General features: G+C 71.8%; 25 protein-coding genes. 10 read left to right on the plus strand and 15 right to left on the minus strand.

Annotation, left to right across the window (positions count from 1 at the left end; all coding sequences use genetic code 11):
• Window positions 1–95 precede the first annotated feature (95 nt).
• A complete protein-coding gene (locus ADL25_RS02260) occupies window positions 96–1,487 on the minus strand; it encodes a carboxypeptidase regulatory-like domain-containing protein (RefSeq protein WP_234380317.1) in 1,392 nt (463 codons plus the stop codon).
• A 425-nt stretch (window positions 1,488–1,912) separates the two neighbouring features.
• Between ADL25_RS02260 and ADL25_RS02265 the strand changes: the two genes are divergently transcribed.
• The gene (locus tag ADL25_RS02265) at window positions 1,913–2,488 is read left to right on the plus strand and encodes a TetR/AcrR family transcriptional regulator (protein ID WP_059125883.1); all 576 of its coding nucleotides are present in this window, start codon (window positions 1,913–1,915) and stop codon (window positions 2,486–2,488) included.
• A gap of 496 nt (window positions 2,489–2,984) precedes the next feature.
• Here the strand turns inward: ADL25_RS02265 and ADL25_RS02270 are convergent, their stop codons facing one another.
• The 5 genes from ADL25_RS02270 to ADL25_RS02290 all read right to left on the minus strand — a co-directional run bounded on the left by ADL25_RS02270 (window position 2,985) and on the right by ADL25_RS02290 (window position 7,183).
• On the minus strand, window positions 2,985–3,566 hold the full coding sequence (locus tag ADL25_RS02270; protein ID WP_159044862.1) for an AAA family ATPase: 582 nt from the start codon (window positions 3,564–3,566) through the stop codon (window positions 2,985–2,987).
• 357 nt (window positions 3,567–3,923) lie between these two features.
• Window positions 3,924–4,469 (minus strand): hypothetical protein, encoded by a 546-nt coding sequence (locus ADL25_RS02275; protein ID WP_059125885.1) that lies wholly within the window; start codon window positions 4,467–4,469, stop codon window positions 3,924–3,926.
• 358 nt (window positions 4,470–4,827) lie between these two features.
• A complete protein-coding gene (locus ADL25_RS02280; protein WP_059125886.1) occupies window positions 4,828–5,799 on the minus strand; it encodes an alpha/beta hydrolase in 972 nt (323 codons plus the stop codon).
• A 193-nt stretch (window positions 5,800–5,992) separates the two neighbouring features.
• Entirely contained in the window at window positions 5,993–6,952 is a 960-nt protein-coding gene (locus ADL25_RS02285; protein ID WP_059125887.1) for a helix-turn-helix transcriptional regulator, read from the minus strand.
• 45 nt (window positions 6,953–6,997) lie between these two features.
• On the minus strand, window positions 6,998–7,183 hold the full coding sequence (locus ADL25_RS02290) for a hypothetical protein (RefSeq protein ID WP_059125888.1): 186 nt from the start codon (window positions 7,181–7,183) through the stop codon (window positions 6,998–7,000).
• A 171-nt stretch (window positions 7,184–7,354) separates the two neighbouring features.
• Here ADL25_RS02290 and ADL25_RS02295 point away from each other — a divergent pair, with 171 nt between their 5' ends.
• Window positions 7,355–7,897: a DUF6882 domain-containing protein gene (locus ADL25_RS02295; RefSeq protein WP_079050126.1), complete on the plus strand. Its 543-nt coding sequence runs from the start codon at window positions 7,355–7,357 to the stop codon at window positions 7,895–7,897.
• A 509-nt stretch (window positions 7,898–8,406) separates the two neighbouring features.
• Here ADL25_RS02295 and ADL25_RS02300 read toward each other — a convergent pair.
• Window positions 8,407–8,748 (minus strand): hypothetical protein, encoded by a 342-nt coding sequence (locus ADL25_RS02300; RefSeq protein WP_059125889.1) that lies wholly within the window; start codon window positions 8,746–8,748, stop codon window positions 8,407–8,409.
• Window positions 8,749–8,963: 215 nt separating this feature from the next.
• Here ADL25_RS02300 and ADL25_RS02305 point away from each other — a divergent pair, with 215 nt between their 5' ends.
• The 3 genes from ADL25_RS02305 (at window position 8,964) to ADL25_RS02315 (ending at window position 11,259) form a co-directional block, all read left to right on the plus strand.
• On the plus strand, window positions 8,964–9,413 hold the full coding sequence (locus ADL25_RS02305) for a MarR family winged helix-turn-helix transcriptional regulator (protein WP_059125890.1): 450 nt from the start codon (window positions 8,964–8,966) through the stop codon (window positions 9,411–9,413).
• A gap of 311 nt (window positions 9,414–9,724) precedes the next feature.
• Window positions 9,725–10,312 carry a hydrolase gene (locus ADL25_RS02310; protein WP_059125891.1) on the plus strand — a complete coding sequence of 196 codons (588 nt, stop codon included), beginning with the start codon at window positions 9,725–9,727 and terminating at the stop codon, window positions 10,310–10,312.
• A 53-nt stretch (window positions 10,313–10,365) separates the two neighbouring features.
• On the plus strand, window positions 10,366–11,259 hold the full coding sequence (locus ADL25_RS02315) for a LysR family transcriptional regulator (RefSeq protein ID WP_059126048.1): 894 nt from the start codon (window positions 10,366–10,368) through the stop codon (window positions 11,257–11,259).
• A 69-nt stretch (window positions 11,260–11,328) separates the two neighbouring features.
• On the opposite strand, the gene ADL25_RS02320 is transcribed toward ADL25_RS02315, so the two are convergent.
• Together ADL25_RS02320 and ADL25_RS02325 are read right to left on the minus strand one after the other, a co-directional pair.
• Entirely contained in the window at window positions 11,329–12,240 is a 912-nt protein-coding gene (locus ADL25_RS02320; protein ID WP_059125892.1) for a ketopantoate reductase family protein, read from the minus strand.
• A 126-nt stretch (window positions 12,241–12,366) separates the two neighbouring features.
• A complete protein-coding gene (locus ADL25_RS02325) occupies window positions 12,367–13,128 on the minus strand; it encodes an MBL fold metallo-hydrolase (protein ID WP_059126049.1) in 762 nt (253 codons plus the stop codon).
• Between the two features lie 99 nt (window positions 13,129–13,227).
• On the opposite strand from ADL25_RS02325, the gene ADL25_RS02330 reads away from it, so the two are divergent.
• On the plus strand, window positions 13,228–13,476 hold the full coding sequence (locus ADL25_RS02330) for a DUF2277 domain-containing protein (RefSeq protein WP_059125893.1): 249 nt from the start codon (window positions 13,228–13,230) through the stop codon (window positions 13,474–13,476).
• Here the strand turns inward: ADL25_RS02330 and ADL25_RS02335 are convergent.
• The 4 genes from ADL25_RS02335 to ADL25_RS02350 all read right to left on the minus strand — a co-directional run bounded on the left by ADL25_RS02335 (window position 13,448) and on the right by ADL25_RS02350 (window position 18,880).
• Entirely contained in the window at window positions 13,448–14,047 is a 600-nt protein-coding gene (locus tag ADL25_RS02335; protein ID WP_059125894.1) for a DedA family protein, read from the minus strand. The two genes, ADL25_RS02330 and ADL25_RS02335, sit on opposite strands and share 29 nt — an antisense overlap.
• Before the next feature lie 404 nt (window positions 14,048–14,451).
• Window positions 14,452–16,401, minus strand: a complete 1,950-nt coding sequence (locus ADL25_RS02340; RefSeq protein WP_059125895.1) for an FAD/NAD(P)-binding protein — start codon at window positions 16,399–16,401, stop codon at window positions 14,452–14,454.
• 129 nt (window positions 16,402–16,530) lie between these two features.
• A complete protein-coding gene (locus tag ADL25_RS02345; protein WP_059125896.1) occupies window positions 16,531–18,168 on the minus strand; it encodes an alkaline phosphatase D family protein in 1,638 nt (545 codons plus the stop codon).
• Between the two features lie 67 nt (window positions 18,169–18,235).
• The gene (locus ADL25_RS02350) at window positions 18,236–18,880 is read right to left on the minus strand and encodes an HNH endonuclease family protein (RefSeq protein ID WP_059125897.1); all 645 of its coding nucleotides are present in this window, start codon (window positions 18,878–18,880) and stop codon (window positions 18,236–18,238) included.
• Between the two features lie 396 nt (window positions 18,881–19,276).
• Here ADL25_RS02350 and ADL25_RS02355 point away from each other — a divergent pair, with 396 nt between their 5' ends.
• Window positions 19,277–19,858, plus strand: a complete 582-nt coding sequence (locus ADL25_RS02355) for a TMEM165/GDT1 family protein (RefSeq protein ID WP_059125898.1) — start codon at window positions 19,277–19,279, stop codon at window positions 19,856–19,858.
• A 266-nt stretch (window positions 19,859–20,124) separates the two neighbouring features.
• Window positions 20,125–20,790: an HAD-IA family hydrolase gene (locus ADL25_RS02360; protein ID WP_059125899.1), complete on the plus strand. Its 666-nt coding sequence runs from the start codon at window positions 20,125–20,127 to the stop codon at window positions 20,788–20,790.
• 23 nt (window positions 20,791–20,813) lie between these two features.
• Here the strand turns inward: ADL25_RS02360 and ADL25_RS02365 are convergent, their stop codons facing one another.
• Window positions 20,814–21,908: a peptidoglycan-binding domain-containing protein gene (locus ADL25_RS02365; protein ID WP_059125900.1), complete on the minus strand. Its 1,095-nt coding sequence runs from the start codon at window positions 21,906–21,908 to the stop codon at window positions 20,814–20,816.
• A gap of 331 nt (window positions 21,909–22,239) precedes the next feature.
• Here ADL25_RS02365 and ADL25_RS02370 point away from each other — a divergent pair, with 331 nt between their 5' ends.
• Entirely contained in the window at window positions 22,240–24,237 is a 1,998-nt protein-coding gene (locus ADL25_RS02370) for an MDR family MFS transporter (RefSeq protein ID WP_234380365.1), read from the plus strand.
• Here ADL25_RS02370 and ADL25_RS02375 read toward each other — a convergent pair.
• Window positions 24,234–24,725, minus strand: coding sequence for a GNAT family N-acetyltransferase (locus ADL25_RS02375; RefSeq protein ID WP_107116494.1), 492 nt, complete (start codon window positions 24,723–24,725; stop codon window positions 24,234–24,236). The genes ADL25_RS02370 and ADL25_RS02375 overlap by 4 nt on opposite strands.
• A 192-nt stretch (window positions 24,726–24,917) precedes the next feature.
• Between ADL25_RS02375 and ADL25_RS02380 the strand changes: the two genes are divergently transcribed.
• On the plus strand, window positions 24,918–25,595 hold the full coding sequence (locus ADL25_RS02380; RefSeq protein WP_059125903.1) for a hypothetical protein: 678 nt from the start codon (window positions 24,918–24,920) through the stop codon (window positions 25,593–25,595).
• The last annotated feature ends 1 nt before the right edge of the window (window position 25,596 follow it).

The raw sequence follows: 25,596 nt of genomic DNA on the forward strand, positions 1-25,596 counted from the left end.
AACTGAGGGCGTCCCCCGAACTGAACCGGCGAACCTGGCCGGTGGAGGCGGGGGAGAGGTACCGCTCTCGCCCCCCTGAACCGTGTGCCGTGCGCTCACTGCACCCGAGTCGACGCCGCCTCGTTGGAAGACCGGTCATGGGAAGACCGGTCGTGCATGGTGAAGTCGGCCCGGACGGCGACGCCGGACTGCAGCAGCTTCTGATGGACCATCGGATTCCGGCCGGGGAACGAGGCCACGACGCTGATGTATCCCTCGGGCAGACCGGTCACGGCGTACTCGCCCTGGGCGTTCGTGGTGGTCCGCACCAACTGCCGCCCGCTGGTGTCCATGACGGTCACGGCGGCATGGTGGACGGGCTGCTGCTCGCCGTTGCGCACGGCGCCCTCCAGCATCGGCAAGGGCTCGCCGAAGTGGTGGCGGTGGACCGGTAGCGCGGTAGGCGTGGGTGCGTTCACGGACGGGTCCTCCACCGGCGGCTCCTCGATGTCCTCCTGCTCGTCCGCCGCGCCCCGTCGTGCGGCCTCCCGGTGGTGCCTCCATGCGTCGAGGCCCAGCAGGGCCGCACCCGCCGCGATCCACGCGCAGAGCACGAGAACCGGCTTGAGCACCCCCGCATCGTCGAAGTAGAGGATTCCCTTCATGGCGTCCACCGCGGTTCCCAGTGGCATGACGGCGTGCAGGCACTGGAAGAACGTCGGTAGCAACGGGACGGGCGACACACCGCTGCTGGGAACGCTCAGCACGATGTACAGACCCATGCCCACCAGAGGGAAGAAGTGCTTGGTGAAAGGCGCCACACCGGAGGCGAACGTGGCAACCGCCGTGGTGAGCAGGAACGCGATCGCCAGCACCCAGGGGTCGTTGGGCAGGTAGTCCAGCCCGACGCCGGCGTAGAAGCCCACGACGCTGAAGAGGGCGGCGACGGCCACGATCGTCATCAGTTTCCTGCGACGGTTGAAGGTCACCGCCCGCAGCAGCGTCGTCGCGAGTATGTAGCCGGGGATGCTCCAGGCGACGCCGAAGTAGACCAGGGTCGTGCCGTTCTGGTCCTTGGTGACGGTGGGAGCCACCTCCGTCACCGTGAGCTTCTGGTGGTTGTGCGCCGCGAGCTCGGTGAAGCCTTTGGTCAGCGCCTGCTCGAGGGACATCCCGTTGGCTCTGGCCACGTACAGCACACTCTGCCGGCGCCCGGCGACGTAGCCCGCCACGGCGTCCCGGTCGAGCACCGCTCGGCGGGCTTCCCGGGCGTCCGCCACGGCGGTGACGTCGAACCCGTCGGGATGTTGCTGCTGCAAGGCGGCGTCGACCTTGCGTTCCACCGCGGGGTCGGCTACCGCGACCTTCGCGTGGTGCGGCTGAGGCGCGTGCAGGGCCGGAGCCAAGCAGAACAGAAGCCCGAGGAACAGCAGCGTCGGAAACATCAGGGTCTCGGCCAGGGTTCTGGCCAGGGGTATGCCCTGAGGACGGTCGATCCGGTGTGTCACAGACCCACTCCTCGGGCGCCGTGGTGAGCCGGGCCGTGGTGCTCGCAGGAGGCGCAGCCGACCGGATGTGCGGCGATGCCATGGCCACCGCGACGTTGTCGATGGGGCAGTTCGTCCGCACCCGGGCCGCGCCCCGCCGCCGGGCCCGGTTCGCGGGCGGGCAGCACCAACACGGCGTCGGTCCTCGGTGCGTCCGCGGCTTGGGCGGAGGTCTCGGAGTGGTTGCCGGGCCTCGGCGGGCAGACCGCGGGACCTGGTCCTTCGACCCTGTGGATCGCGAACGTCAATCGCGGTGCGGCGAGCTCCATGGTGCCCCTCTCCGATACTCGCAAGTGGCCGTGGCCCTTGCGGCGTTCCGTTAATGTACCGATCGGCACATCTACGTCGGGTGGACCATACGCGTACCGATCGGTACAGTCAAAGTCGTGCCTCGCCCCGTCAACGCCGAAAAACGCGCCGAACTGCTGGAACAGGTTGTGTGCCACCTCCAGCACCACGGTCTTGCACAGATGTCGCTGAGCCCGCTCGCCGAGGCCATCGGCACCACCAAGCGCATGCTTCTGTACTACTTCGGCAGCCGCGAGAACCTGCTGGCCCAGGTGCTGGCCGCCAGTCGTCCCGACATCCACGCGATGTTCGACGACGTCCACGACCCCGCCGGTCTGGGCAAGGCGGTCCACGACCTGTGGGAGGCGATCACCGTCGGGGAGCAGTCCGGGGTGATCCGCATGCTGCTCCAGCTGCTCAGCCTGGCCGCCACCGATCCGGAGCAGTACGGGAGCTTCGGTGCCGACAGCATCGAGGCCATGTTGCGACCGATCGCCGCCGCTTACGTCCGGCTGGGGCATCCGCCGCAGCAGGCGCGGGCAGCCGCCACGCTGCTCGCCTCCGGTCTGCGCGGATTGTGCCAGGACCGTTTGGTGACCCATGACGTCGCGCGTACCGACGCGGCCGCTCGCCACCTCGCCGAGAGCGCAGTCGCGGTCGCCGCGACGGGCTGACGCCCGCCGCGTGTGCCCGGTCCGGAGACGGACGATGCCGAGACGCGGCCGAACGCGTCGTGACCGGGGCGGCCGGCTCCGGGGTTTCGTCCTTGTCGCGGGGGCCTTCTGAAGCCTCGGCACGCGCCACAAGAGGCGGTCTGTGTAGCAGACGCTCGATGCGACGGCATCACGCGTACGGAGCCCGTCGAATGACGGGAGCGTAAGTGCCGTCAGAGGCGTTGGATCAACGGCTGCGGTACACAACGGCCGGGCGGCCATGGGATCGGAGCACGGCAGGTTATGTCCGCCGGACTCGGCCCAAGTCGACAACCAGTAGCCGGCAGGTCAGTGCTATTCAGCCAGATGGTCAAGTCGGTGGTCTGTCGGCCGGGTTGTCACGGATCCAGAGTTGCTGCTCGTCGCACTACAGCCAGCCCCGGATGGAGACGAGAACGCCCATCTCCCTGCCCTCTCGTCGGACCGATGTCACCGGCAACCCTTGAGCGGCACCCGGTCACCGGATCAGGGCGACGACCGCCGCCTCGATGGGTTCGATGTCCGGTTCACGGTCATCCGAGGTGTCGACTTCGACGACGGCATCGGCTCCGCTCGGCGGGTCGAAGATCGACCGCTTCATTTCGCCCCGCTGGAACTGGGACAAAAGCTGTCGGTCGACTGCCCCGCCTGCGGCCGCCCGGATGCGGAGGCGCTCCGCGACGACCGATTCGCGGGCTACGACGTGAACGGCGAGCACTCGGGCGTCACATGCGAGTAGCGCATCCAGCAGCGTGTGCGACAACACGGAGGACTCCACGACGAAGCTCACCCCCGAGGAGGCGAGCAGTCGGGATGCGTCGACCATCACGGTCTCGGCGCGGAGGCTCAACGGACCGCCGGCGATGTGGAAATCCGGGTCGGGCCGAACCCCGCCGTCCTTGTCGACAGAAGCGGAGGACAACCCAAGGCCGGCCTTGATGTCGTCCCGCGTCAGGAACGGCACACAGAGGCGGCGCGCCGTCGCGCGGGCGACGGTGGTCTTTCCGGCTCCCGGCGATCCGCATACGGCGACGACCACCGGCCGTTCCCACCTCGACATCCGCCGATCCTGCCCGATCTTGACCGGGCTGTCCATGAGCCGATCGCGGTCAGCCGAGCAGCCGTCTGTGGTCACATCACCCTGCAGCTCGCACCGAGGGAGCCCGTCGGACGCGGTCCTGTGGCTGTGTCCTGTGGCTGTGCCCCGATTGCGCCAGGACGAACGGGGACTGACGAGGAGCGGGGTGCCGGAGGACCAGTTCACCCCCGCGCACCGCTTCCCGGTGCGTCACCGGTCCGTCGTGCGCCGTGGCACGTGACACGGAGGGCAGAACGCGGGCGCGGGATGCGATCACGCGCTCGGGCGGGTGCCGGACGATCGCAAGTGAAGCGCGCCCCTCCTGGGATACGGCCATGACTACGCCGGTGGGGCGTAGGGGTTCCCGTCGGGCGCCGGGGGGCCACCCCAGTGCACGGTCGGCGGCGGGACCGGTACCCAGTCCGGGCCGCGGTGATCCAGCCACCAACGGCCGATCGTGTGGAACTTCTCCTCGAATCTGCGATCCACGCTGGGGAATCCGGTGATCGGCGCCCGCAGGCGGGTGCGGCGGCCGCCCGCTTCGTAGAGCACGACGGTCCGGCTCCCGAAGAGCGAATCGACCTGGATGGCTTGGACGTTCGACCATGGGATGGTCCGGCGGCGGAGGTTGTGCACAACGGCCGCCGACGGAGTGAGAGTGATCCCGAAGGGCCGCGAGGTGATCAGAAGCAGGGGCACCAGGACACCCCAGGCGATCAGCATCGAGACGAGTACCGGATCGAGCGGTCCTCCGTCCAACCACATCAGGACCGGGGCGCCCATGATGACGAGGACGCCCGGCAGTACGGGCAGCAGACGCTGGAGCGGCGTCAGCCGGTAACGGATCCGCTCCGGCGGCACGGCTGCGACCTGCGATTGCCCCATCGATCCCCACCCCTGGCATCATGCGCTCGGCGGTGGCCCCCACCGCCGAGGCAGCATGACGGATCAAGGGCACGCTGTCCATGGAGTCGGGCCGCGGAGAAGAGCGGTCGCCGGATCCACGGCCGCCGCCGGCCGGTCGGAGCCCTGCCGCGCCGATCGCGGGCCATCAATTCGGGGCCCGCGCTGCGGATCCGATGAGGGGTCGTGGCGGCGATCACCGTCGCGCGGACGGCGGCGCGATCGGACGGGGAACGTGTGCGCTGCCGAGCAGCGTGTCAACGCCGTGATCCGGCCGGTGCGGCGGACGGCGATGGCCGAACTCGGTGCACCGGGCTCCGGCCACCGCCGTGGGTGGAGTTCAGTCCGTGTTCAGGGCCCGCCGCAGGACCGTGACGGCCTGGGTGATGGCGGCCTCGGCGGCGTGCGTCCCCCGCAGGGCGTTGAGCATGACGAAGTCGTGGATGATGCCCTGGTAGCGGACCGCGGTGACCGGGACACCGGCCTCGCGGAGCTTGTTCGCGTACGCCTCGCCCTCGTCGCGCAGGACGTCGGCCTCGCCGGTGATCACCAGGGCCGGCGGCAGTCCCCCGAGCTGCTCGACGGTCGCGCGCAGCGGCGAGGCGGTGATCTCGGCGCGCTGGGCCTCGTCCGTCGTGTACTGGTCCCAGAACCACTGCATGGCGTCGCGGCGCAGGAAGTAGCCCTCGGCGAACTGGTGGTAGGAAGCGGTGTCGAAGCTCGCGTCGGTCACCGGGTAGAACAGCACCTGCTGGAGCAGCGGGAGGCCGCCGCGCTCCTTCGCCATCAGGGTGAGGGCCGCGGTCATGTTGCCGCCGACGGAGTCACCGGCCACCGCGATCCGGGTGGCGTCCAGGTCCTTGGTCGCGCCCTGCTCCACGACCCACTTCGCGACGGTCCAGTTCTGCTCGATGGCGACCGGGTAGCGTGCCTCGGGCGAGAGGTCGTACTCGGGGAAGACCACGGCGGCCTTCGCGCCGACGGCGAGTTCACGGACCAGGCGGTCGTGGGTGTGGGCATTGCCGAAGACCCAGCCGGCACCGTGGATGTAGACGATGACCGGCAGCGTGCCCGTGGTGCCGGCCGGCTTGACGATGCGCGCCCGGACGGTGCCCGTGGGGCCGCCGGACACCGTGATCCACTCCTCGTCGACCACCGGCTTCTCGATCTCGCCGGACTGCACCTCGTCAACGGTCTTGCGGCCTTCGACGGGCCCAAGGTCGAACAGATAGGGCGGGTTGGCCGTGGCGGCGGCGAAGTCCGCGGCGGCCGGTTCCAGGACGGGAGCGGTCGGCGTGTTCTGCTCGGACATGCGTCTTCCCTGTTCTTCTCGGGTGACGATCCGTGCGATCGGGATCGCCTGAGGCCTCTGGCTGTATGCCGGGCCGCCGACCCCGGACGCCCCGGTGTCACCTGTGTGCTGACGACAACGACTCTCGCACCGGCGGCACGAAGATGGATGTCCTGTGTGCGCAGGCATGTGGTCCGGGCGTGCACGATGCAGGTCAGGGGTGCGCGCAGGAGCGTTGACGCCACTGGACGGGTGTGCATCCGAAGGCCTCGCGAAAGCGCCGTGCGAAGTGTGAGGGGCTGGTGAAACCGCAGGCGTGCGCGATCGCGGCGACGGGCAGGTGGGGTTGTGCCGTCAGGCGTCGCTGCCCGGCATCCAGCCGCAACTGCATGATCGTCTCGGCGAGCGGCACCGGTTGGGACTGCCACAACTGGAAGAGCTTCCGTACGGAAATAGCATGCTCTGTGGCGATCCGGGCGGCGCCGAGCCCGGGGTCGCACGCGTGCAGGCGCACGTACAGGCGGATCCTGTCCAGCAAGTGGTCCTGCATGGTCTCCCGGACCTGGCGCCCCTGTTCGGTGACGGCCGTCGTCAGCAACCCGCGGACGAGGTGCGCGGTGGCCTCGGCGAGGGCGGCGAGGGCGGCCCGGTCGGTGATGTCCGAGGCGCGGGAGGACAGGGACACCAGATGGTCGCGCATGATCCCGTACAGAGGGCTGCCGGCCAGCCGGTTGTCCGCACGGCGAACGGTTTCCACGGACACCCCGAGCCGTGCCCGGTCGATCTGGAGAAGGCGGGCCCCGCCGTATCGGGACCGATGCGTGCGGTACTGCCCGTTCGTGTCGATCAGGAACAGCTCGTTGCTGTGCAACGGCCGTACCGCGGCGGGGTGCTCGTACCAGCCGGAGCCGCCTTCGTGCAGACCCAGCAGGACGTAGTCGCGCCCCTCGGAGTGCAACTGCCGGCCCTCGCGCTTGTGCACGACGCCCGATGTCTCGTCCCGGAGCAGAGTGACGTCCGCATCCAGAACGACGGCGCTGATGCGTGCGCGAATCTGCTCGGCGGGTGTCAGGAACCGCACGGTGTGCGGAGCCGTCGCCGCGGAACAAGCCGCCTTGTATGCGACCGCGCGCTCGTTCGGAGCGAACGTCTCCGCGTCGAACAGCACATCCATCCCGCCGCCCTCCCTGGCCCGGTACGTCGTCATATGCCCCCGGAGTCAAGGTAAGCGTTTGCGTCCCGAGTGCCGTCGGATGGTGTCCGGAATGCCCGGACGGGGCCCCGCATCTTCGCCCGCAGCAGTGACCTCCCCCCCCAGAACGGCCGCGAGCAGGCCGAGAGCGACCACACCCCCGATGACCGCGACCACCAGGCCCACGGCCATCAGGAACACCAGAGAGATCACGGAAGCCTCCTCGCGGCGAACCCGGCCCATCAGCCGCAATGGACGCGAGCCGTCCGGGGCCGGTTGCGCTGTGAGCGGCGGAGCGCCAGACGGTGCGTCATCGCGGCGGACGGCGTTCGTCCGCCATGGCGGCCGGTGGGAGCGGGAAGGGCCTCTGGCAGACAGCGGCCCATGGGACTGTTCAAGCGGGCAAACAGGCCGGGGGGTGTCGGCCGGGACCTGGCTCAGGCCGAACTGGGCACACTGCTTCTGCAGGGCGAGGACATGATCGACCAACTGGCCGGGGCGCACAGGTCCTGGGGGCTCGGCTCGGCAGACCGCTGGGGACTCGACCAGACGACCGGCGTCATCACCTGGACGTTCCCGGACAGGACCGCGACGGCTCCGGCACAGATCCTCGGCAGCTTCAGCCCTTCCGCCGGGTCGTGGCTGTGGGCATGGGCCAACAAGAGCATCCTGCCCCACATGAGCAAGGACGCCCGTGGTGTCCGTGACTGGGCCGAGGCCCACGGCCACGCCGCTCTCACACAACCGGAGGTCGAGGCCGACGAGAAGGCGGCCGCGACCCTGGTGGCTCTGGCGGTCAGGATCTCGAAGGCGAAGGGCTTCTATCGAGGGCCGGGCGCCAACTCGATGGCGATCATCACCTTCGGGCCGGTCACCCTGACCGAGGAGGACGGAACCACCTCCACCTTCGAGGTCGACCTCGACTGACGGCCGTCACCGGTAGGCGCGCGGTCCGGGCCTTGTTGGTCAAGTCCATGTGACCGGCGTCGAGTTCTTCGGCACTTCCACCGTGAACCGGTTTCGTCGACGTGGCCCGGTCCCGGAAGCCTCCGTGTACAGGTGCGCGGCGGCGGCGAAGTGAGTGGCTGACGGGCGGTCGTGCGGATGCGCACGCTCGACGCGGAACGCGTGGCGCCCCGTTGGTGACGTTGGGGCCCGCGTGCCGATGCCGGGGTGGCCGCGGCTACGTCCCCGTCCCGTGGCTGCGCTGCCGGCGGGGACCCTCTCTCCGTCGAACGGCGGCCTTGCCAGGGCCGATCGACCGCTGGCGCCCGGTCCATGAGGCCGCCCGGGTGTCGTACGGGACCGGCATGGGTGCGGGTCCGCCGGGTGCGACGGGCCACCCTCGTGTCGGGTCGCCAGCACGGCGGCGTCGGTCGGTTCGCTCCATGCGAGGACCCCGGCCGCGCGCGGCCGGGGTCTCGGTGTCGGCGCGGTCAGGTCTCCCGTGACGGTTCAGCGTGCGCGTGCTTCAGCCGCATCCGCGCCTCCACCGTCTCCTCGGCGGTCACGTCCGCCCAGAAGCGGTGGCAGGAGACGAAGACCGCGAGTTCCCGCTCGCGCTGCCGGAGCTTCTCCACCTCGGCCTGCTCGTCCTCGGTCCAGCCCGGGGAAGCGGGGCGCTCCACCTTGCGCCAGCCGGTGTCGTCGCTGAATCCGTCCAGTGGCTCCACCGACCAGGGAAGTCGCTTGAGGAGGGCCAGGAGCTCCGCCCGGACCTGATGCAGCTCCTCCTGACCGGCGAGGAGGTCACTCGGAAAGTCATAGGTCGCAGCCACGCCGCAATGCTACGCCTGTTCGATTTTGGGATGCGAGTCGCTTCCTGCGGTTCACTCGAACGGTTGAGCCAGCGCGCTGACCTGCGATTACCCCCTCTTTGAGCGCCCCTCAGGCGCCTCGCGCCCCCTGTTCGGGTTCTCGTCCGGTACTCCTCAGGTCAGGCTGTTCAGGCGGAACTGGACAGTTCTGGCTGAGGGAATTAGCGTGAGGGCCCATGGAGCAGAACATCGAGGGCGTCTCCGCGTCCGCCGCTCGTGCGGCGCGTGACCTGCGGGTCGTGTTCAGCCGACTGCGCCGGCGCATGCGGGAGGTCGCAGGGGAGGAGGGCCTCACGCCCTCCCAGGTGTCCGCGCTCACCCTGATCAGCAAGGGCGGTGCCGCCACGGCCAGTGCCCTGGCGTCCGCCGAGGGCGTCCGTCCCCAGTCGATGGCCGCCACCCTCGCCGTCCTCGAACAGCTCGGCCTGATCCGCCGCAGCGCCGACCCCGACGACGGCCGCCGTCAGCTCGTCACCCTCAGCGATGCGGGCCGTGAGCGCGTCGAGGGCGACCGGCAGGCCCGTCAGGAATGGCTCGCCCGCACTCTTCAGGACCGTTACACGGAGGAGGAGCGCCAGACGGTCCTCGAGGCGCTCGCCTTGATGGAACGGCTCACCCGGCCGTGATACCGAAGCTCGTCCCCGTGGCCGCCGACTCCCGGCGTGCGGCCCGGGCAGGTCGCTGCGCCCGTCGCCCGGCCGCCCCGATGTTCGTGGATTCCGTACGGAACCCGATGTCCGCCGCCGAGTCGCCGCGGACCCTCATGTACCTCGGAGCCCCGGGCGCCGCCGCGGCGCTCCCCGTCCGGGGCGCCGAAACGGCAGGGCAGCCCGAACCGGCCCCGTCGACGGCGGCGAGACCCGTACCGCCTGTACGGCTCGCTCCGCCGGATCGTTCCCCCTCCTCTTCCACCCCCGGCTTCCGAAAGGCCTGAGCCATGGCTCTCACCACCCTCGACCCGCGTACCGCCCTGGTCGTGATCGACCTCCAGAACGGCATCGCGGCCATGCCCGTCCAGCCCCACAGCGGCCCCGAGGTGGTGGCCCGCACCGCCGAACTCGCCGACGCCTTCCGGGCTCGGGACCTTCCGGTCGTCCTCGTCCGGGTCTCCTTCGCCGCCGACGGCTCCGACGCCGTCCCCGGCCGCACCGAGCAGCAGCGCGGCGCGCGTTCCTTCCCCGAGGGCTGGGACCTGGTCGTCGACGAACTGTCCGGTCACCCGGGCGACATCCAGGTCACCAAGCGCAACTGGGGTGCCTTCCACGGCACCGGTCTCGACGTCCAGCTGCGCCGCCGCGGTGTCACCCAGATCGTGCTGACCGGCATCGCCACCAGCATCGGCGTCGAGTCCACCGCACGGGCCGCGTACGAGCACGGCTACCACGTCACGCTCGCCACCGACGCGATGGCCGACGCCGACCCCGAGGCCCACCGCGGCAGCGTCGAGCGGATCTTCCCGCGTCTCGGCGAGACGGGCACGACGGCCGAGATCCTGGAGCTGCTGGCCAAGACCCACGCGGTCTGACCTGGCGGCAGCCGCCCGGCGGTTGAGTCCGCCGGGCGGCTACCTTGATGCCCGTGACCCTCGATGATCTGCGTGTCTTCGTCGCCGTCTGCCGGGCCGGAAGCCTCAGCGCCGCGGCCCGGGAGCTGGGGTGCACCCAGTCCGCCGTCAGTCAGCACGTACGGCGGCTGGAGCGCGAGGTGGGGGTCGGCCTCGTGGAGCGGCAGTCGCGCGGAGTCGTGCCGACGCGCGCCGGACGTGTGCTCCGGCAGGCGGCCGAGGAGGGGATGTCCGGCCTCGATCTCGCGCTGCGCAGACTGGCGGAGATCGCCGGGGGCGACGGCGGCGTCGTACGGATAGCCACCGGCAGTGTCACCGTGCGGCACTTCATGGCGGCCGCCGTGGCCGAGTTCCGCGGGCTGCACCCCCGGGTCAGCCTGGAGTTCCGGACCGAGAGTTCGAGCCGCGGCTGCTTCGACGCGCTCCGCGAGCCCGGTCTCGACCTCGCCTGGGTGACCCTCGGATCGCCCGTGCGCGGCGTCGAGCAGCGGCCCGTGGTCCGGCTTCCCTGGGTGCTCGCGGTGCCGGTGGACGACGAACTCGCCGGTCGGGAGCGGGTGGAGGCGGTCGATCTGGCCGGGCTGCGGCTGATCGGGCTGCCCGAGGGGTCCACCTCCCGCGCACAGCTCGAGGCCTCCTGCGCCGAGTTGGGGATACCGGCGGCCTCCTCCGACACGAGCGTCGCCGACTGGGACACCGCCATCCTGCTCGCCGAACTCGGCGTCGGCCACGCGGTCGTGCCCGATCTGCCCGGCTGGCGCGCCGACGAGCGGCCGGGACTCAGGTTCGTCCCGGTGCCCGAACTGCCGCCCCTCACCGTCGGCTGGGCGGTCCGCCGGTGGGACACCCTGTCCCCGTCGGCCCATGCCTTCGCCGACACCGTCACCCGGCACAACACCGCGCTCTGACGGCACTTGGGACTGCGGGACGCCGACCCAGGCTCCCGGACGGGGACTTCGGTCGTGCCGCCCCGGCCCTCACGCGTCGAGGAAGGACCAGCGCAGCTCCCGCACCAGCCGGTTCGCCACCGGCGCCGCCACCCCGTGCCGTTCGGCCGCACGCAGCAATGCGCCGCCGATCGCGTCCAGTTCGAGTGCTCGTCCGGCCTCGGCGTCACGCTGCATCGACGACTTCATCTCCGCCGGGAGCAGGTCGTAGCGGGCCAGGGCGACCGCAGGGTCCGTGGCGGCGCCGGCGGCCAGGGCGACCGCGGTCGTCTCCTCCACCAGCGCTGCCAGCTCCTCGCGGTACCGGGTGCGGACCTCGCCCAGGGGCACCCCGTAACGCGTCGTCAGCAGCGCGAACGGCGCGAGGAAGACCATCTTCGCCCACAGGGCGGCCGCCTCACCGTCCAGGACGCGCACCCGCACCCCCGCCCATTCCAAAGCCCCGGTCAGCCGGTCGAGTCGTCCCCGGGCCACGCTCTCGCCGGTCAGATCGATCTCCACGAACGGGCTGTCGTGCTCGATCACCCCGGGCGCGATCCGCGTCGACTCGACGCGGATCACCGCGGGGGCCAGGCGCCCGGCCCCATAGCGCTCGCGCAGTACCGCCGGGTGTTCCACACCGTTCAACAGCGGTACGACCAGGGCGTCCTCGGCGAGCTCGTTCGCCGGCACACGCTCCAGCGCGGCGTCGAGCGCGGTGTGCTTCACCGTGACGAACACGACGTCGGCGGGCTCCCGCAGCCGGGTGTCCGCCTCCACCCGCGCGGTGAACGGGCCGTAGCGGCCACTGCTGACGCGGATGCCGTTCTCGCGCAGTGCCTGTACGGTCTTGTCGCCCGCAAGGCAGACCACCCGGTGGCCGGTGCGAGCCAGCAGTGCGGCCAGCAGCCCCCCGACACCGCCCGGGCCCAGGACCGCCACTGTGAGGTCGTCGTTCGCCATGTTCCGTCCCCGCTCCTCGCCCTGTGCCCCCGCGGCCGGGGCCCCTCGGCGAGGATCACAAGGGCCTGGAATCCAGTCAATCCTCGGGGAAACTTGCCCATCTCCAAGGAAATGCTTGGGGATCGCTCACAGCCGCACCGAGGAGCCCGGTACCAGCAGGTGCAGCCGGTCCGACAGGCCCGCGTCCGCGAACGCCTTGGTGAGTGTGGCGCCGCCCTCGGTGAAGTGGGCCCAGTGCTCGAAGTGCAGCGGAACCACCTGCCGGGCCCCGAGGATCCGGGTCGCCTCCACGGCCGCCTCGCTGGTCAGTGTGAGCGGCGCGTCCGGGACGAGCGGGGTGCGGGCGGCACCAGCGAACAGCACGGCCACGTCGAAAGGGCCGAAGCGGTCGGCGATGCCGCGGACGACGTCGAGGGAGGCGTTGTCCCCGCTGACGTACACCGTGGGCAGGCCCTCGCCGGACAGTACGAAGCCGGTGACCTCACCGACGACAGGCTCGCTGCCCTCGGGCCCGTGCAGCGCGGGCACGGCGGTCACACGCAGCACCCCGCCACCGGGGCGGGGGAGTTCCAGGCGCTCCCAGGAGGACAGGGCCCGCACCGGCGCGCCGACACGCTCGTACGCCGACGGCGTGGACAGCGTCAGCGGCGCCTCGGCCAGGTAACGCCGACCCGCGGCGTCCAGATTGTCCGGGTGCTGGTCGTGCGAGAGGAGGACGGCGTCGACCGGGCCGATCTCCGCGGCCCGGACTGCGGGACCGACCGTCTTCACCAGGCTGCGCGAGCCGATGGGGTACTCGCCCGGTGCGTCGAAGGTGGGATCGGTGAGCAGGCGTACACCGCCCAGTTCGACGACGGCGGTGGGACCGCCCACATAGAGGATGTCCACAGTGGTCACACGGTGCACAATCGGGCGGCCGACGAGGATATTCCCCCCTTGTGTCCGGGAGGGCGGGCCCGTGCCGCCCGATGGGGCCACACTGGACCCATGTGCCGCAGCATCAAGACGCTCCGCCCGCCCGCCATCCCCGAGGACGCCACGGAGGAGGAGATCCGCGCCGCAGCGCTCCAGTTCGTGCGCAAGATCTCCGGGTTCCGCGCCCCGGCCGCCCACAACCGCGAGGTCTTCGACCACGCGGTGGACGTGATCGCCGCCGCCACCGCGGAACTGCTCGCCGGACTGGAGGTGCGGGGCCGGTCCCGGGAGGCTACTTCCGAGGTGCCGGGCGGCGCATGAGACAGGCAGCGCCCGCGCCCGCGGCGAACAGGGCTCCCACGGAGACGGCCGTCGCAAGCCAGGTCGCGCCCAGCCACTGGCCGCCGAAGTAGCCGAGAGCCACGCTGTAGGCGGCCCAGGCGACACCGGCGAGCGCCGACCAGGGAACGAAGTCGCGGGCGCGGCGATGGGCCGCGCCCGCGCCGAGGGAGACGACCGAGCGGCCGGCGGGTGCGAACCGGGCGAGGATCACCAGCGCGCCGCCGCCGCGGGCGAGCGCCGTTCCGAGACGTTCCTGCGCGCGGGTCAGCCGGCGCGAGCGGGCGATGGCACGGTCCAGGCGTTCGCCGCCGCGCCAGGCCAGACGGTAGGCCACCAGGTCGCCGAGGACGGAGGCCGTCGCCGCGCACAGGACGAGACCGAGGATGTCGGGTGCGTGTCCCACGGCCGATCCGGCCGCGGCGGCGGTCGCCGCGGCGATGACCAGGACGCCGCTCGGCAGGAGGGGCACGAACACGTCCAGCAGGACCGACGCGGCCACCGCTGGATAGATCCAGGGGCTGTCGGCCAACGACCCCATACTCTCCAACACCCGAACTCCCCGTATGACTCCCCAGAGGCAACTGCGTGCCGCAGTCTCGCTGGGGAGCGGCAGGAAGCGGCCTTCGACAGCCGTACAGCGTACGCCTGGCTGTGACGGCCGATGCACCAGGGGCTGGTGAGGGCGGCCCACGGTCCGCCCGAGGCGACGGGGGGAGGAACTCGCGTCGCGGGAGAACCGTCCCGCCCGCGCCGAGCCGAACCTGCCGACCGGCCTATGCTCCCCGAAGCCGCAGGCGTCCGGTCATCGCCCGGCTCCCGGGGACACTGCACGGCGAGCGCCGAGAGGCACCGGTCGCCGCCACGAACCCGACGTCCGGGGAGACCCGGGCCGAAGCGGATCGGCATGCCGCCGCCCCGGCGCAATCGGCGCCGTCGGGCGGGGCGAGCGGGAGACTAGTCGACACGTGCGAGTCCGCCGTGCGGCCGGGCGGCTCGTGGACCCGTCCTCGGTGCCGTCGCGCGCAGGACCGCGCGCGCCACCGCGTCGGCGTCGGACAGGGTGACCGAATCCACCCCCGGGCGGGCGCCCGCCGCGGTCACCCAGTGCACGCCCTCGGTCGGCACCCCGAAGGCGAACCGCCTTGGGTGTGCGACGCCTTGACGGTCGATCAGGTGATAGGGGCGCGGTGTCACATCCACCCCCCCGGTCTCGTACCCGTCCACCGTGTGCGGACGGCATCCCCCCGCGCGGAAGAGCCCACCGAGGAGTTCGTCGGCGGTGTGCCGCAGGTCGGGCTCGGGCAGCCGCGCCTCGACGAGCGTACGGACGCATACGGTCGAACCGGGGACCGAGGCCGAGCGGGCGACCCAGGCACCGGGCTCGGCCCGCACCTCCAGACCCGGGCCCAGCACGTCCAGCACGCCCGCTTCCATCAGCGCCGCCATCTCCTCGATGCGCCGCCGGGGCGGACCGATGGACAGGAACGCGTTGAGGGGGGTGTACCAGCCGTCCAGATCGTCCCGGCGGGAGTCGCCGGACAGGCCGGCGTGGTCGACGATCAGCCGCAGTTCGTTGCGCAGGTCGCGCAGTACGTCCAGGGCGGCCTTGAGCGGGCCCTCGACATTGCCGAGCGCGGCTTGAGCCGCGTCCTCGCGGAGGTGGCCGAGCAGCCAGCCGCGCCAGGCGGCGGGGGAGCGGAAGGTCCGTCCCGTGTAGGGGCGGGAGACACGGTCCCAGCACCAGCGGTCGGCACGCGGTATGCCGAACTCGTCCAGGACACGGCTCTCCTCGGGCCCGTCGGGATCGGTGGCGAGGAAACGGTCCCGGAAACCGGCGCGTTCGGCCTGCCTGCGGCCCAACAGCGCCTCGTAGTAGACCGTTTCCACCTCCTTCGCCACCAACGGCCATATCTCCGCCCGGAAATCCGGTGCCTCCCCGGAGTCCGCCCGCTTACGGAACCTGGCTATCACCTCGTCGGTCAGCAGCAGCGGGGCATGGCGGCCGTGGGGCCCCTTCGCGTTGTCGCCGCGCGCCTGGTACGGGACACCCCGGCGGGAGCCGGCGTACAGGCGCGGCTCACGGCCCGAGGGCCGGTAGCGCAGCCCTCGGGGAGTAGGGACGAAGCGGCCGCCGCGGCCGGTCGTCAGCAGGGCGGCGTGGTCGAAGAAGTTGAGACCCAGACCGCGCAGCAGAACCGGTTCGCCGGGTGCGAGCGGGGAGAGGTCGACGTCCGCCGGGTTGGCGGGAGGGATGTGGCGCAGACCGTAGCGGGCCGCGTGCGCGGCGAGCCGGCGGCGGTCGGGACCGTCGATCGAGGGGAGGTGGCCCTGGGCGAGAACCACTGCGGACAGACCGGCGAGGGTGCGGCCGTCGGACAGGGCGAGGACCTGGTGGCCGTCGGGCGACTCGGTGAGACGTGACGCTCGGGCCGTGTGCACCTCGACCCGGAGCGAGTCCGGCGCCCCCTGAACCACCCGGGCGAACACCCACTCCAGGTAACGCCCGTACTGGGCGCGGGCCGGGTAGTCGTCCGGCCCCAACCCGCCCTCGGCCCACCCCGTTTCGCCGTCGCCCGGACGTCCGCGCCCGTCCGCGCCGTCCCGCGCCCACTCGTACAGGCTCGGCCCGGGCCGGATCGGTCCCGCGCACTCCACGCTCTCGTCGGTGAACAACGTCACCTGGCAGGCCACCGTGTTCATCAGCAGCTCCGGGGACTGCGCGGTGCGCCAGACCCGGCCCGGCCCCGGCGGCGCGGGGTCGACGACGTGCACGGTCAGCCGCGTGCCGGGCGGAAGGAGTTCCGGGGCGGAGGCGCAGAGGCGTTCCAGAATGCTCGTGCCCCGTGGTCCCGCGCCGACGACGGCGACGGAGACGGGCACGGATTCCACGGTCGCGGCAGACAAAACGGGTGACTCCCGGGCGTGTGGGGGGCGCAGGGCGACAGATCCGCCCGCGTGCGGCGGACGGTCCGCCTCATCATGCCTGCGTGGGCCGCGGAAGCCAACGCGCGTCCCACACGCCCCGGATGTCCTTCATGAGACGGTCAAGGACGACTCCTCCACGGTCGTGAGCCGCGCCTTTCCGGTCCTGTCCGGGCGTGCCCGGTCCACCCGCAGGGAGGCGGAACGGCCGCGCAGCGTCAGCGTCATGAGCTGGTTGCCGAACCACGGGCCGCCCGCGCGGCGCCAGTCGAGAGTGGGGCGCGCTCCCCGCCCGTGCCGGGCGACACGGCGGCCGAGGGCGCGTCCGAGCCCGCTCCAGCCGAAGCGGAAGCCGAGCTTCATGGACAGCGGGACGGAGTTGTGGACGGGGGAGCAGGTCAGTTGCAGGACCCGGGCGTCGGGTGCCGCACCCGGCCACTCCGGTTCGGCCACATACGCGTGATGCACGTCGCCGGACAGCACGTACACACTCGCCGGCGCGCCCTGCCCGCTGCCCGCCTCGGCGACGAGGGCGGCCAGTGCTTCGAACGACTCCGGGAACGCCGCCCAGTGCTCCAGGTCGGCGGTCCGGCGCAGCCGTTCACCGAAGCGGGCCCAGCGGGAACCGCGCTCGCCGCGACACAGAGCGGCGCTCCAGGCCTCGGCGTCGTGCACGAGGTGTGGGAGCAGCCAGGGCAGCGAGGTGCCGATCAGGAGGTGGTCGCAGGTGTCCCGGGTGCCGAGCACCTGCTCGCGCAGCCAGTCGGCCTCCGCGGGGTCCAGCATCGCCCGGCCGCCCTCGTCGAGGACGCGGGCCGCCCGGGTGTCCACCATCACCACGCGTATTCGGCCGAAGTCGCGGTGGTAGCTCCAGCGGACCGTGTCGGGACGGATGTCGGCCCGGGCGGCGTACGCGCGCAGGACGTCCGTGCCGTCGGGGGTCTCGCGGACGGCCGCGTAGACCGGGTCGGCGGCCAGTTCCGCCGGGGACAGATTGCCCAGGTGCTGGTGTACCCAGTACGCCATCAGGCCGCTCAGCAGCCGTTCGCGCCACCAGGCCGTGGCGCGCATGTCGGCCACCCAGGACGCGCTGGTGTTCCAGTCGTCGATGATGTCGTGGTCGTCGAAGATCATGCAGCTGGGCACGGTCGACAGCAGCCAGCGGATCTCCGGGTCCAGCCAGGACTCGTGGTAGAGCCAGGTGTACTCCTCGTAGTCCGCCACCTGGACGCCTGGGGGGTCGGTGAGGCCGCGACGCGAGTCGATCCGGCCACGGACCGCGCGGGACGTCTCGTCCGCGTACACCTGGTCGCCCAACAGCAGCAGCACATCGGGCCGTTCGGCGTCCGGATCGGCGGCGAGCCGCGCCGCCATCGTGTCGAGGGCGTCGGGGCCCACCGGGTCCCGACGGCCTTGGGGAGGTGCGGCCAGGCGGCAGGAGCCGAAGGTGACACGGACGACCTCGGGGTCGGACGTGCGGATGGTGGAGGGCGGGTAGGGCGACTCGGGCTGCGGCCACACGGGTGTGTCGTCCAGCAGCACCTCGTAGGTCTCCGTCGTGCCCGGCGTCAGCCCGGTGACCGGCACGATCGCGTAGTGGTGCCCGGCGACCTGGAAGGTGCGGGCCCTCCCGCCGGCACCCGACGGGCAGCGCACCTGCGCGGTGCACGGACGGCTGGCCTCGACCCAGACGGTCGCCGACGAGCCGTCCACGTACCTCAGCAGCGGTCCCAGACACAGTCTCACCACGGTGATCCCCTCCTCCGTCGCCCCGTACGGTACGGAACGACGGAGGGGGGCCGGGAGTGGCCCTGCGTCAGCAGCCCGAGAGGTAGCTCTGGAGCGCACTCTTCTCGGCGGAGTCGACGGAGAGGTTGTAGTAGTACTTCACCTGCACCCAGGCACGGACGTACGTGCAGCGGTACGCCGTGCGGGACGGCATCCAGGTGGCCGGGTCCTGGTCGCCCTTGGCCTGGTTGACGTTGTCGGTGACGGCGAGCAGCTGCGGACGGGTGACGTCGTTGGCGAAGGCCTGACGCTGGGCGGTCGTCCACTTGCTCGCGCCGGAGTCCCACGCCTCGGCGAGCGGGACCAGGTGGTCGATGTCGACGTCGGAGGCGGCGCTCCAGGTGGCGCCGTCGTACGGGGAGTACCAGCTGCCGCTGGTGGCGACGCAGGAGGAGTCGGTGACGACGTTGGAGCCGTCCCGCTTGAGGATGTACTCGCGGGTGTTGCAGGCACCGCTGATCGTGATCCACGTCGGGAACAGATCGCGGTTGTAGCCCGTGCGGTTCTCGGTCGCCACGGTGAGCGAGGAGAGGTAGCTGCGGGCGGTGGCGGCGCTGACGGGCGTGGGGAGGGCTGCGGAGGCGGTCGGACCGTTGAAGAGTCCGACGGAAGCTATGAGTCCGGTGAGGGCCGCGACTATGCCGAGGTGTCGACGCGCGTAGACCTTATGCATGCGAACTCCCTTGTGGGGTAGGGGCATTGAGGTGCGGGCGAAGGAATGCTCGTGGGGGGTCGTTGCGGGCAGGCGTGCGTTCGGTGAGAAGTTAGTGACGCGTGCATGACATATCAAGGCGTGTGACATGACTTACGGCCCCGGGGAGGATCCCCCGAGGTCGCGTACGATGGACGGCGCAGAAGGGGAGTAGCTCTTCGCCGGACCGTCGACATACTGCTCAGCCCGCCTGAGCCGGCGCCCGGAGGCGGATCCTTTCGTGGGATCGGCCAGCGAGACCTTCGGCATGCAGTGCACGTCCGTGCCCTACGGCACGGGTGATCCGTGTGCTGCCGTGCCGAGGTGTCCAGCAGTCACAGCACTCTCGGTGGGGCAGCCCCGACCGATTGAGGAATCTTGATCAGCATCACCGTCCTGGCGCTCGTCTTCGGCGTCGTCTTCCTGGCCGAACTGCCGGACAAGACGGCCCTTGCCGGGCTCGTCCTCGGCACCCGCTACCGCGCCTCGTACGTGTTCGCCGGTGTCGCCGCCGCCTTCCTGCTGCACGTCGTGCTGGCCGTGGCGGCGGGCAGCCTGCTGACCCTGCTGCCGCAGCAGATCGTGCACGGGATCACCGGTCTGCTCTTCCTCGGTGGCGCCGCCGTGCTGCTGCTGAAGAAGGACGACGGCGACGAGGAGATCCGCCGACCCGAGAACCAGAGCTTCTGGAAGGTGTCGACGGCGGGCTTCATGCTCATCCTGATCGCCGAGTTCGGTGATCTCACCCAGATCATGACGGCCAACCTCGCGGCCCGCTACGACGACCCGCTCTCGGTGGGCCTCGGTGCGGTCCTCGCCCTGTGGGCGGTCGCGGGCCTCGGCATCGTCGGCGGCAAGGCGCTGATGAAGAGGGTGCCGCTGAAGCTGATCACGAAGATCGCGGCGCTGTTGATGCTGGTCCTCGGGGCCTGGAGCCTGTACGAGGTCGTGGCGGCCTGACGGTCGCGGTGCGGGGACGTGTGTGTGGACGCGCGTCCGGGGCGTGCGGCCGTCCGGGTGCCCTTGCGGTGTCCGCCGGATGTCCTGTTGGTGTCCGTGCGGGTCGTGGAGCCTTCGGTGCAGGTCGGGCACGGTGGCGGGGCAGGGAGCTGTTTTGTATCGTGAAGGAACAAAGTGGCTCCCGTCCGCTTCCCCTGACCGGCGGGCGGGGCCGCCTTGTCCCCGGAGGTCGCCAGCCGGCCCCTTCCCCCCCGCGCACTGGAGACATGCCGATGACGGCCACGACCGTTCTCACCGCCCGCGCCCTGCTGCTCGACATGGACGGCACCCTCGTCAACTCCGACGCCGTCGTGGAGCGGTGCTGGCGGCGCTGGGCCGATCGGCACGGGCTCGACGGCGACGAGGTGCTGAAGGTCGTGCACGGGCGCCAGGGCCACGCCTCGATGGCCGTTCTGCTGCCGGACCGCCCCATGGAGCAGAACCTCGCCGACAACGCCCGCATGCTCGCGGAGGAGACCGCCGACCTGGACGGCGTGGTCGAGGTTCCGGGCGCGGCCGCGTTCCTCGCCTCCCTCGACGGACTGCCGCACGCCCTGGTGACGTCCGCGGACGTGGCGCTGTCCACCGGGCGCATGGGCGCCGCGGGCCTGAAGCTGCCCGATGTGCGGATCACCGCCGAGTGCGTGGGTGCCAGCAAGCCCGACCCCGAGGGTTTTCTGAAGGGCGCGGCCGAACTGGGGGTAGCCCCCGAGGACTGCCTCGTCTTCGAGGACTCCGGCGCGGGCATCGCCGCGGGGCGCGCCGCCGGGATGCGGGTCGTCGGCGTCGGCCCCCGGGCCGGGGCCCACGGCCCCGATGTGCTGGTCCGGGACCTCACGCAGGTGCGCGTCGAGGCGACGGCGGACGGCCGGATCCGGCTGCACATCGGCTGACCGGGGGTTCCCGGCCGCAGGCGTCAGGGCCGGGACGTCTCCGACTCCAGCTTCGCCCTCGTGGCCGGCCCGTACACACCGTGCTCGTCCTGCGTGATGCCGCGCATGAACTGGTACGTGCGCACCGCGTTCTCCACCTGGTTGCCGTACCGGCCGTTCGCCGGGCCGAAGTAGAGGTTGACCTGGCGCAGCCGGAGCTGGAGCTCGGTGACGTCCGAGCCCTTGTCGCCGTGCCGCAGGGACTCCTGCGAAGGGTTGTCGTCCCCGTCGTCGCCGGGCGTCGGCGGCGGGGAGTCGAAGGCCTGCCCGGTCGTCGCCGACGGGCTCGCAGTGGTGGAGACGGTCGCGCTCGGCGTCGTGCTGGGCGAGGCCGGAGGCGAGGTGCTGGTGCTGGTGCTCGGCGAGGGGGACGGGCTCGCCGGGGCGACGGGGGCGGACGCCGTGGACGTCGACGCGGACGCGGAGTCCGGCGAGGCCTCCTCCGGCACGCTCGCCCGTACGTCCTCGGGCAGCGCGCCGTTCCGCTCCGGTGAGTCGTAGGAGAAGAGCCCACTGGCCAGCCCGGCGGCCGCCACGACCGTTGCGACGGCCGCGCCGGCCGCCAGCACCACCGTGCGCCGCCGGCGCCCGCGGCGGGCCGGGGCGGCGTCCGGCGGGGCGGCGGGACGGTCCTCGGCCCGGCCTGCCCCGGCGGGCAGAGCGCCGAGCTGCACGGTCTCGTCCGGCCGGCCGGTCCCGTCGGCCCGGGAACCGTCCTGCGCCACGGCCGCGAGCTGCATGGTCTCGTCCGGGGCGCCGGACGCGGCGGGCGTCGCGGAGGCGTCGGGCAGTGCGGTGTCCGGCCGCTCCGCGCCCTCCGGTGCCGCGCCGGCCGCCTCCGGCACGACCGCGAGCTGCATGGTCTCGTCGGCGGCCGCCTGCGCCCCGCTCGTGGTGACCCCCAGGTCCACATACGGCCGGATCCGCAGCGGATCGAAGTCCTCCGCCGCTGCCGCCTCCGCGGTACGGGCGTCCCGGATCGCCTCGGACGCCCGTCGGGTGCACCCGCACGACGGCGTGCCGTCCGGCCGCCTCGGTGCCTCGCACTCCGGGCAGGCCTGTCCGTTCGTTCCGTTCACGCGTGGGTCCCCTCCCGACGAATTCCAGAAATTATGCAGATCTCCCTCACACAATCTCCCAGGAGCCCCCGGAATCCCGGCTTCCCCTGGGCACTCAACAGGCCATAACGGGGCACACCAACCAGGATGGGATTGCACGATCGACGAGAACCCCGGGCCTGCGCGGACCGCGCGCCCGGGCCCAGGGTCCACGGAGGTCGTACGACGTCCCCGGGAGGCCTCAATGACCGACGACACGCAGGGCAGGGCGGGAGAGGCAGCACAGACGGAGTCGGACTTCGCCGTCGGCGGCGGACCGCTCTCCGGGCGGAGCCGGGCCGTCGACGAGGGCATGGGTGGGAGCGTCCTCGTCTCCATCGGAGCGCTGATGCTGGGGATGCTGCTCGCGGCGCTCGACCAGACGATCGTGTCGACCGCGCTGCCCACCATCGTCAGCGACCTCGGCGGTCTGGAGCACCTGTCCTGGGTGGTCACGGCGTATCTGCTGGCCTCGACCGCGGCGACGCCGCTGTGGGGCAAACTCGGTGACCAGTACGGGCGCAAGAAGCTGTTCCAGGCCGCGATCGTGATCTTCCTCATCGGGTCGGCGCTGTGCGGCATGTCCCAGAACATGCTCGAGCTCATCGCCTTCCGCGCGGTCCAGGGCCTGGGCGGCGGCGGGCTCATCGTGCTGTCGATGGCGATCGTCGGCGACATAGTCCCGCCCCGCGAGCGGGGCCGCTACCAGGGACTCTTCGGCGCCGTCTTCGGTGCCACCAGCGTGCTCGGGCCGCTGCTCGGCGGCCTGTTCACCCAGCATCTGAGCTGGCGCTGGGTGTTCTACGTCAACCTGCCCGTGGGCATCGTCGCCCTCGCCGTGATCGCGACCGTCCTGCGCATCCCGAGGAAGGCCGAGCGGCACGTCATCGACTACCTCGGCACCGTCCTCGTCGCCGCCGTCGCGACCTGTCTGGTCCTGGTGGCCTCGCTCGGCGGTACCACCTGGGGCTGGGGCTCGGCGCAGACCGTCGGCCTGGCGGTCCTCGGTGTCGTCCTGCTGGCGGCCTTCGTCCTCGTCGAACGCCGGGCGGCCGAACCCGTCCTGCCGCTCAAACTCTTCCGCGTCCGCACCTTCACGCTCTCGGCTGTCATCAGCTTCATCGTCGGCTTCGCGATGTTCGGCGGGATGACGTACCTGCCGACGTTCCTGCAGATCGTCCACGGCATCACACCGACCCTGTCCGGTGTGCACATGCTGCCGATGGTGGCGGGCATGCTGCTGTCGTCCACCGGCTCCGGCCAGATCGTCAGCCGCACCGGCCGCTGGAAGGTGTTCCCGCTGGCGGGCACCGGCATCACCACGATCGGGCTGCTCCTGCTCCACCAGCTCGACGAGCACAGCAGTACCGCGGAGATGAGCGTCTACTTCTTCGTCTTCGGTCTGGGTCTCGGCCTGGTCATGCAGGTCCTGGTGCTCATCGTGCAGAACGCCGTCCCCTACAAGGACCTCGGCGTCGCCACCTCGGGCGCCACCTTCTTCCGCTCCATCGGCGCCTCGTTCGGTGTGGCCATCTTCGGCACGATCTTCGCGAGCCGGCTCGGCAGCGGTCTTCGCGAGGCGCTCGCGGGGCGTCCGCTGCCGAGCGGTGTCAGCGCGGACGCACTGAAGTCCGATCCGCGTGGTGTCGCGGGGCTGCCCCCCGCGGTACGGCCCGCGGTCCTGCACGCGTTCGCCGGCTCGATCACCGACGTCTTCCTGTACGCCGCGCCGGTCGCCCTCCTCGGGTTCGTCCTCGCGTGGTTCCTGCGCGAGGACAGGCTGCGCGGGTCGGTGACGGCGCCGGACGGTACGGAGACGCTGGCGAGCAACCCGGTCGAGCGCTCCTCGTACGACGAGGTGTGCCGGGCGCTGTCCCTGCTCGGCTCCCGTGAGGGGCGGCGGAGCGTCTACGACAAGATCACTCGGCGGGCCGGGTACGACCTGCTGCCCGGGGCGAGCTGGCTGCTGCTGCGGATCAAGAAGTACGGCTGGGCCGAGCCGGGGGTGCTCGCCGAACGCAGCACCGTCCCGCTCACTGTCATCCTCGCCTCCGCACGGCAGCTGGAGGAGCGGCGCCTGGCCCGGCGCGAGGGGCTCGACCTCATGCTGACCGAGGAGGGCCGTGAGGTCGCCGAGGGGCTGGCCCGCGCACGCGAGGAGTCGCTGGCCGAACTGCTCGGCGACTGGTGGGGCCCGGACCGCCCGACGGACCTGGTCAGGCTGGTCCGGGAACTGAACGCGGAGCTGTGCGGCTGCGACGCGGAACGCCCTGACGAGCGGTCGCCTACGCGGCAGCCCGGCACCCTCTAGGACAGCTGCTTGGCGAACCAGCGCTCCGCGTAGGCACGGTCGTTGTGCGGCGGGGTCTCCAGGTATCCGAGCCGGGCGTACAGGGCGCGGGCCTCGACCAGGTCGTGGCGGGTGTCGAGGACGATGCGCCGCGCCCCGAGTGTGCGGGCTGCCTCCTCGGCGGCGGCCACGAGGAGCGGGGCGCCGCCCCGGCCGCGCATCCCCCGGTGGACGAAGACCCGCTTGAGCTCGGCGGTGGCGCCGTCCATCAGCCGTACGCCCGCCGTCCCCGCCGGTTCGCCCTCGTACCTGGCGACCAGGAGCCTCCCGCTCGGCGGAACCAGATCGCCGCCGGAGTCGGCGGCGATCTCCCGCTCCAGCTCGTCCGGATCGGTCGAGCGCCCCTCGTACAGCTGGTACCAGCGATCGCTGACCTCGGTGTAGTACGCCCGCCACAACGCGGCGGCTGCGGGCGAGTCGGGGCGCTCGGGGGTGATGGTCCACGTCATGCCCGCCATTGTGGGGAGCGGACGGGCGGGGGGCACAACCGAATATGCGCCCTGCGGTCCCCGCGGTGACCGGGCGGACACGACAGCCCGGCGGGCAGGGGATCTGCGGCCGTTCACCGGTCGTTTGGGGGCGGCCGTCCGGGCAACCCGGGCGAAAGACGGCCCGCTGGGCCGAGAGACCGGAAGGCATCCATGTCCACAGGCGTGATCATCGTTCTGATCGTGATCGTGATAGCGGCGGCCGTCCTCGCGGGCGCCGCCGCCCTGTCCCCGCGTGCCCGCAGCGCGCTCGGCGGGGGAGGTCTGCAACATCGTTTCGGGCCCGAGTACGAACGAACCGTGGCGCGGCACGACGGCGACACGAAGGCGGCCGAGCGCGAACTCACCGAGCGGCTGAAGCGGTACGGCTCGCTGCGCGACCAGCCTCTGGAGCCGTCCGAGCGCGAGCGCTACACCGCGCTCTGGACGGCCGCTCAGGAGCGGTTCGTCGACTCGCCCGGGGAGGCGGTGGCCGAGGCGGACCGGCTGCTCGCCGAGGTGGCGGGCGCCCGGGGCTACCCCGGCGGCGACCGTCGCGACGAACAGCTCGACGCGTTGTCCGTGCACCACGCCCCGCACGTCCAGGGCTACCGCCGGCTGCACCGCGCCGCTCTGGCCTCCGGTACCGGCTCCCAGGGCGGTGCCGGCACGGAGGAGCTGCGCGAGACGCTGCTGGAGGCGCGTGCCCTCTTCGAGGAGCTCACGGCGCCCGCGCGCCGGCAGCCGGCCCGCGCTCCGGCGAAGAAGGCGCCCGAGCGCGCCTCGGCCCGTACCGAGGGGCGGTCCCAACACCCGTGGAGGTTCCACCGGCAGCACGCGAAGGGGAGTTGAG

It is taken from the genome of Streptomyces sp. NRRL F-5122 (assembly GCF_001507435.1).
GTDB classification, from domain to species: Bacteria; Actinomycetota; Actinomycetes; order Streptomycetales; family Streptomycetaceae; genus Streptomyces; species Streptomyces lannensis.

Excerpts from the sequence above, each read along its gene's own strand:
- ADL25_RS02270 (WP_159044862.1), bottom strand. The coding sequence starts at position 3,566 with ATGTCGAGGTGGGAACGGCCGGTGGTCGTCGCCGTATGCGGATCGCCG.
- ADL25_RS02275 (WP_059125885.1), bottom strand. The coding sequence starts at position 4,469 with ATGGGGCAATCGCAGGTCGCAGCCGTGCCGCCGGAGCGGATCCGTTAC.
- ADL25_RS02280 (WP_059125886.1), bottom strand. The coding sequence starts at position 5,799 with ATGTCCGAGCAGAACACGCCGACCGCTCCCGTCCTGGAACCGGCCGCC.
- ADL25_RS02285 (WP_059125887.1), bottom strand. The coding sequence starts at position 6,952 with ATGGATGTGCTGTTCGACGCGGAGACGTTCGCTCCGAACGAGCGCGCG.
- ADL25_RS02295 (WP_079050126.1), top strand. The coding sequence starts at position 7,355 with ATGGGACTGTTCAAGCGGGCAAACAGGCCGGGGGGTGTCGGCCGGGAC.
- ADL25_RS02305 (WP_059125890.1), top strand. The coding sequence starts at position 8,964 with ATGGAGCAGAACATCGAGGGCGTCTCCGCGTCCGCCGCTCGTGCGGCG.
- ADL25_RS02310 (WP_059125891.1), top strand. The coding sequence starts at position 9,725 with ATGGCTCTCACCACCCTCGACCCGCGTACCGCCCTGGTCGTGATCGAC.
- ADL25_RS02320 (WP_059125892.1), bottom strand. The coding sequence starts at position 12,240 with ATGGCGAACGACGACCTCACAGTGGCGGTCCTGGGCCCGGGCGGTGTC.
- ADL25_RS02330 (WP_059125893.1), top strand. The coding sequence starts at position 13,228 with ATGTGCCGCAGCATCAAGACGCTCCGCCCGCCCGCCATCCCCGAGGAC.
- ADL25_RS02350 (WP_059125897.1), bottom strand. The coding sequence starts at position 18,880 with ATGCATAAGGTCTACGCGCGTCGACACCTCGGCATAGTCGCGGCCCTC.
- ADL25_RS02360 (WP_059125899.1), top strand. The coding sequence starts at position 20,125 with ATGCCGATGACGGCCACGACCGTTCTCACCGCCCGCGCCCTGCTGCTC.
- ADL25_RS02370 (WP_234380365.1), top strand. The coding sequence starts at position 22,240 with ATGGGTGGGAGCGTCCTCGTCTCCATCGGAGCGCTGATGCTGGGGATG.
- ADL25_RS02375 (WP_107116494.1), bottom strand. The coding sequence starts at position 24,725 with ATGACGTGGACCATCACCCCCGAGCGCCCCGACTCGCCCGCAGCCGCC.
- ADL25_RS02380 (WP_059125903.1), top strand. The coding sequence starts at position 24,918 with ATGTCCACAGGCGTGATCATCGTTCTGATCGTGATCGTGATAGCGGCG.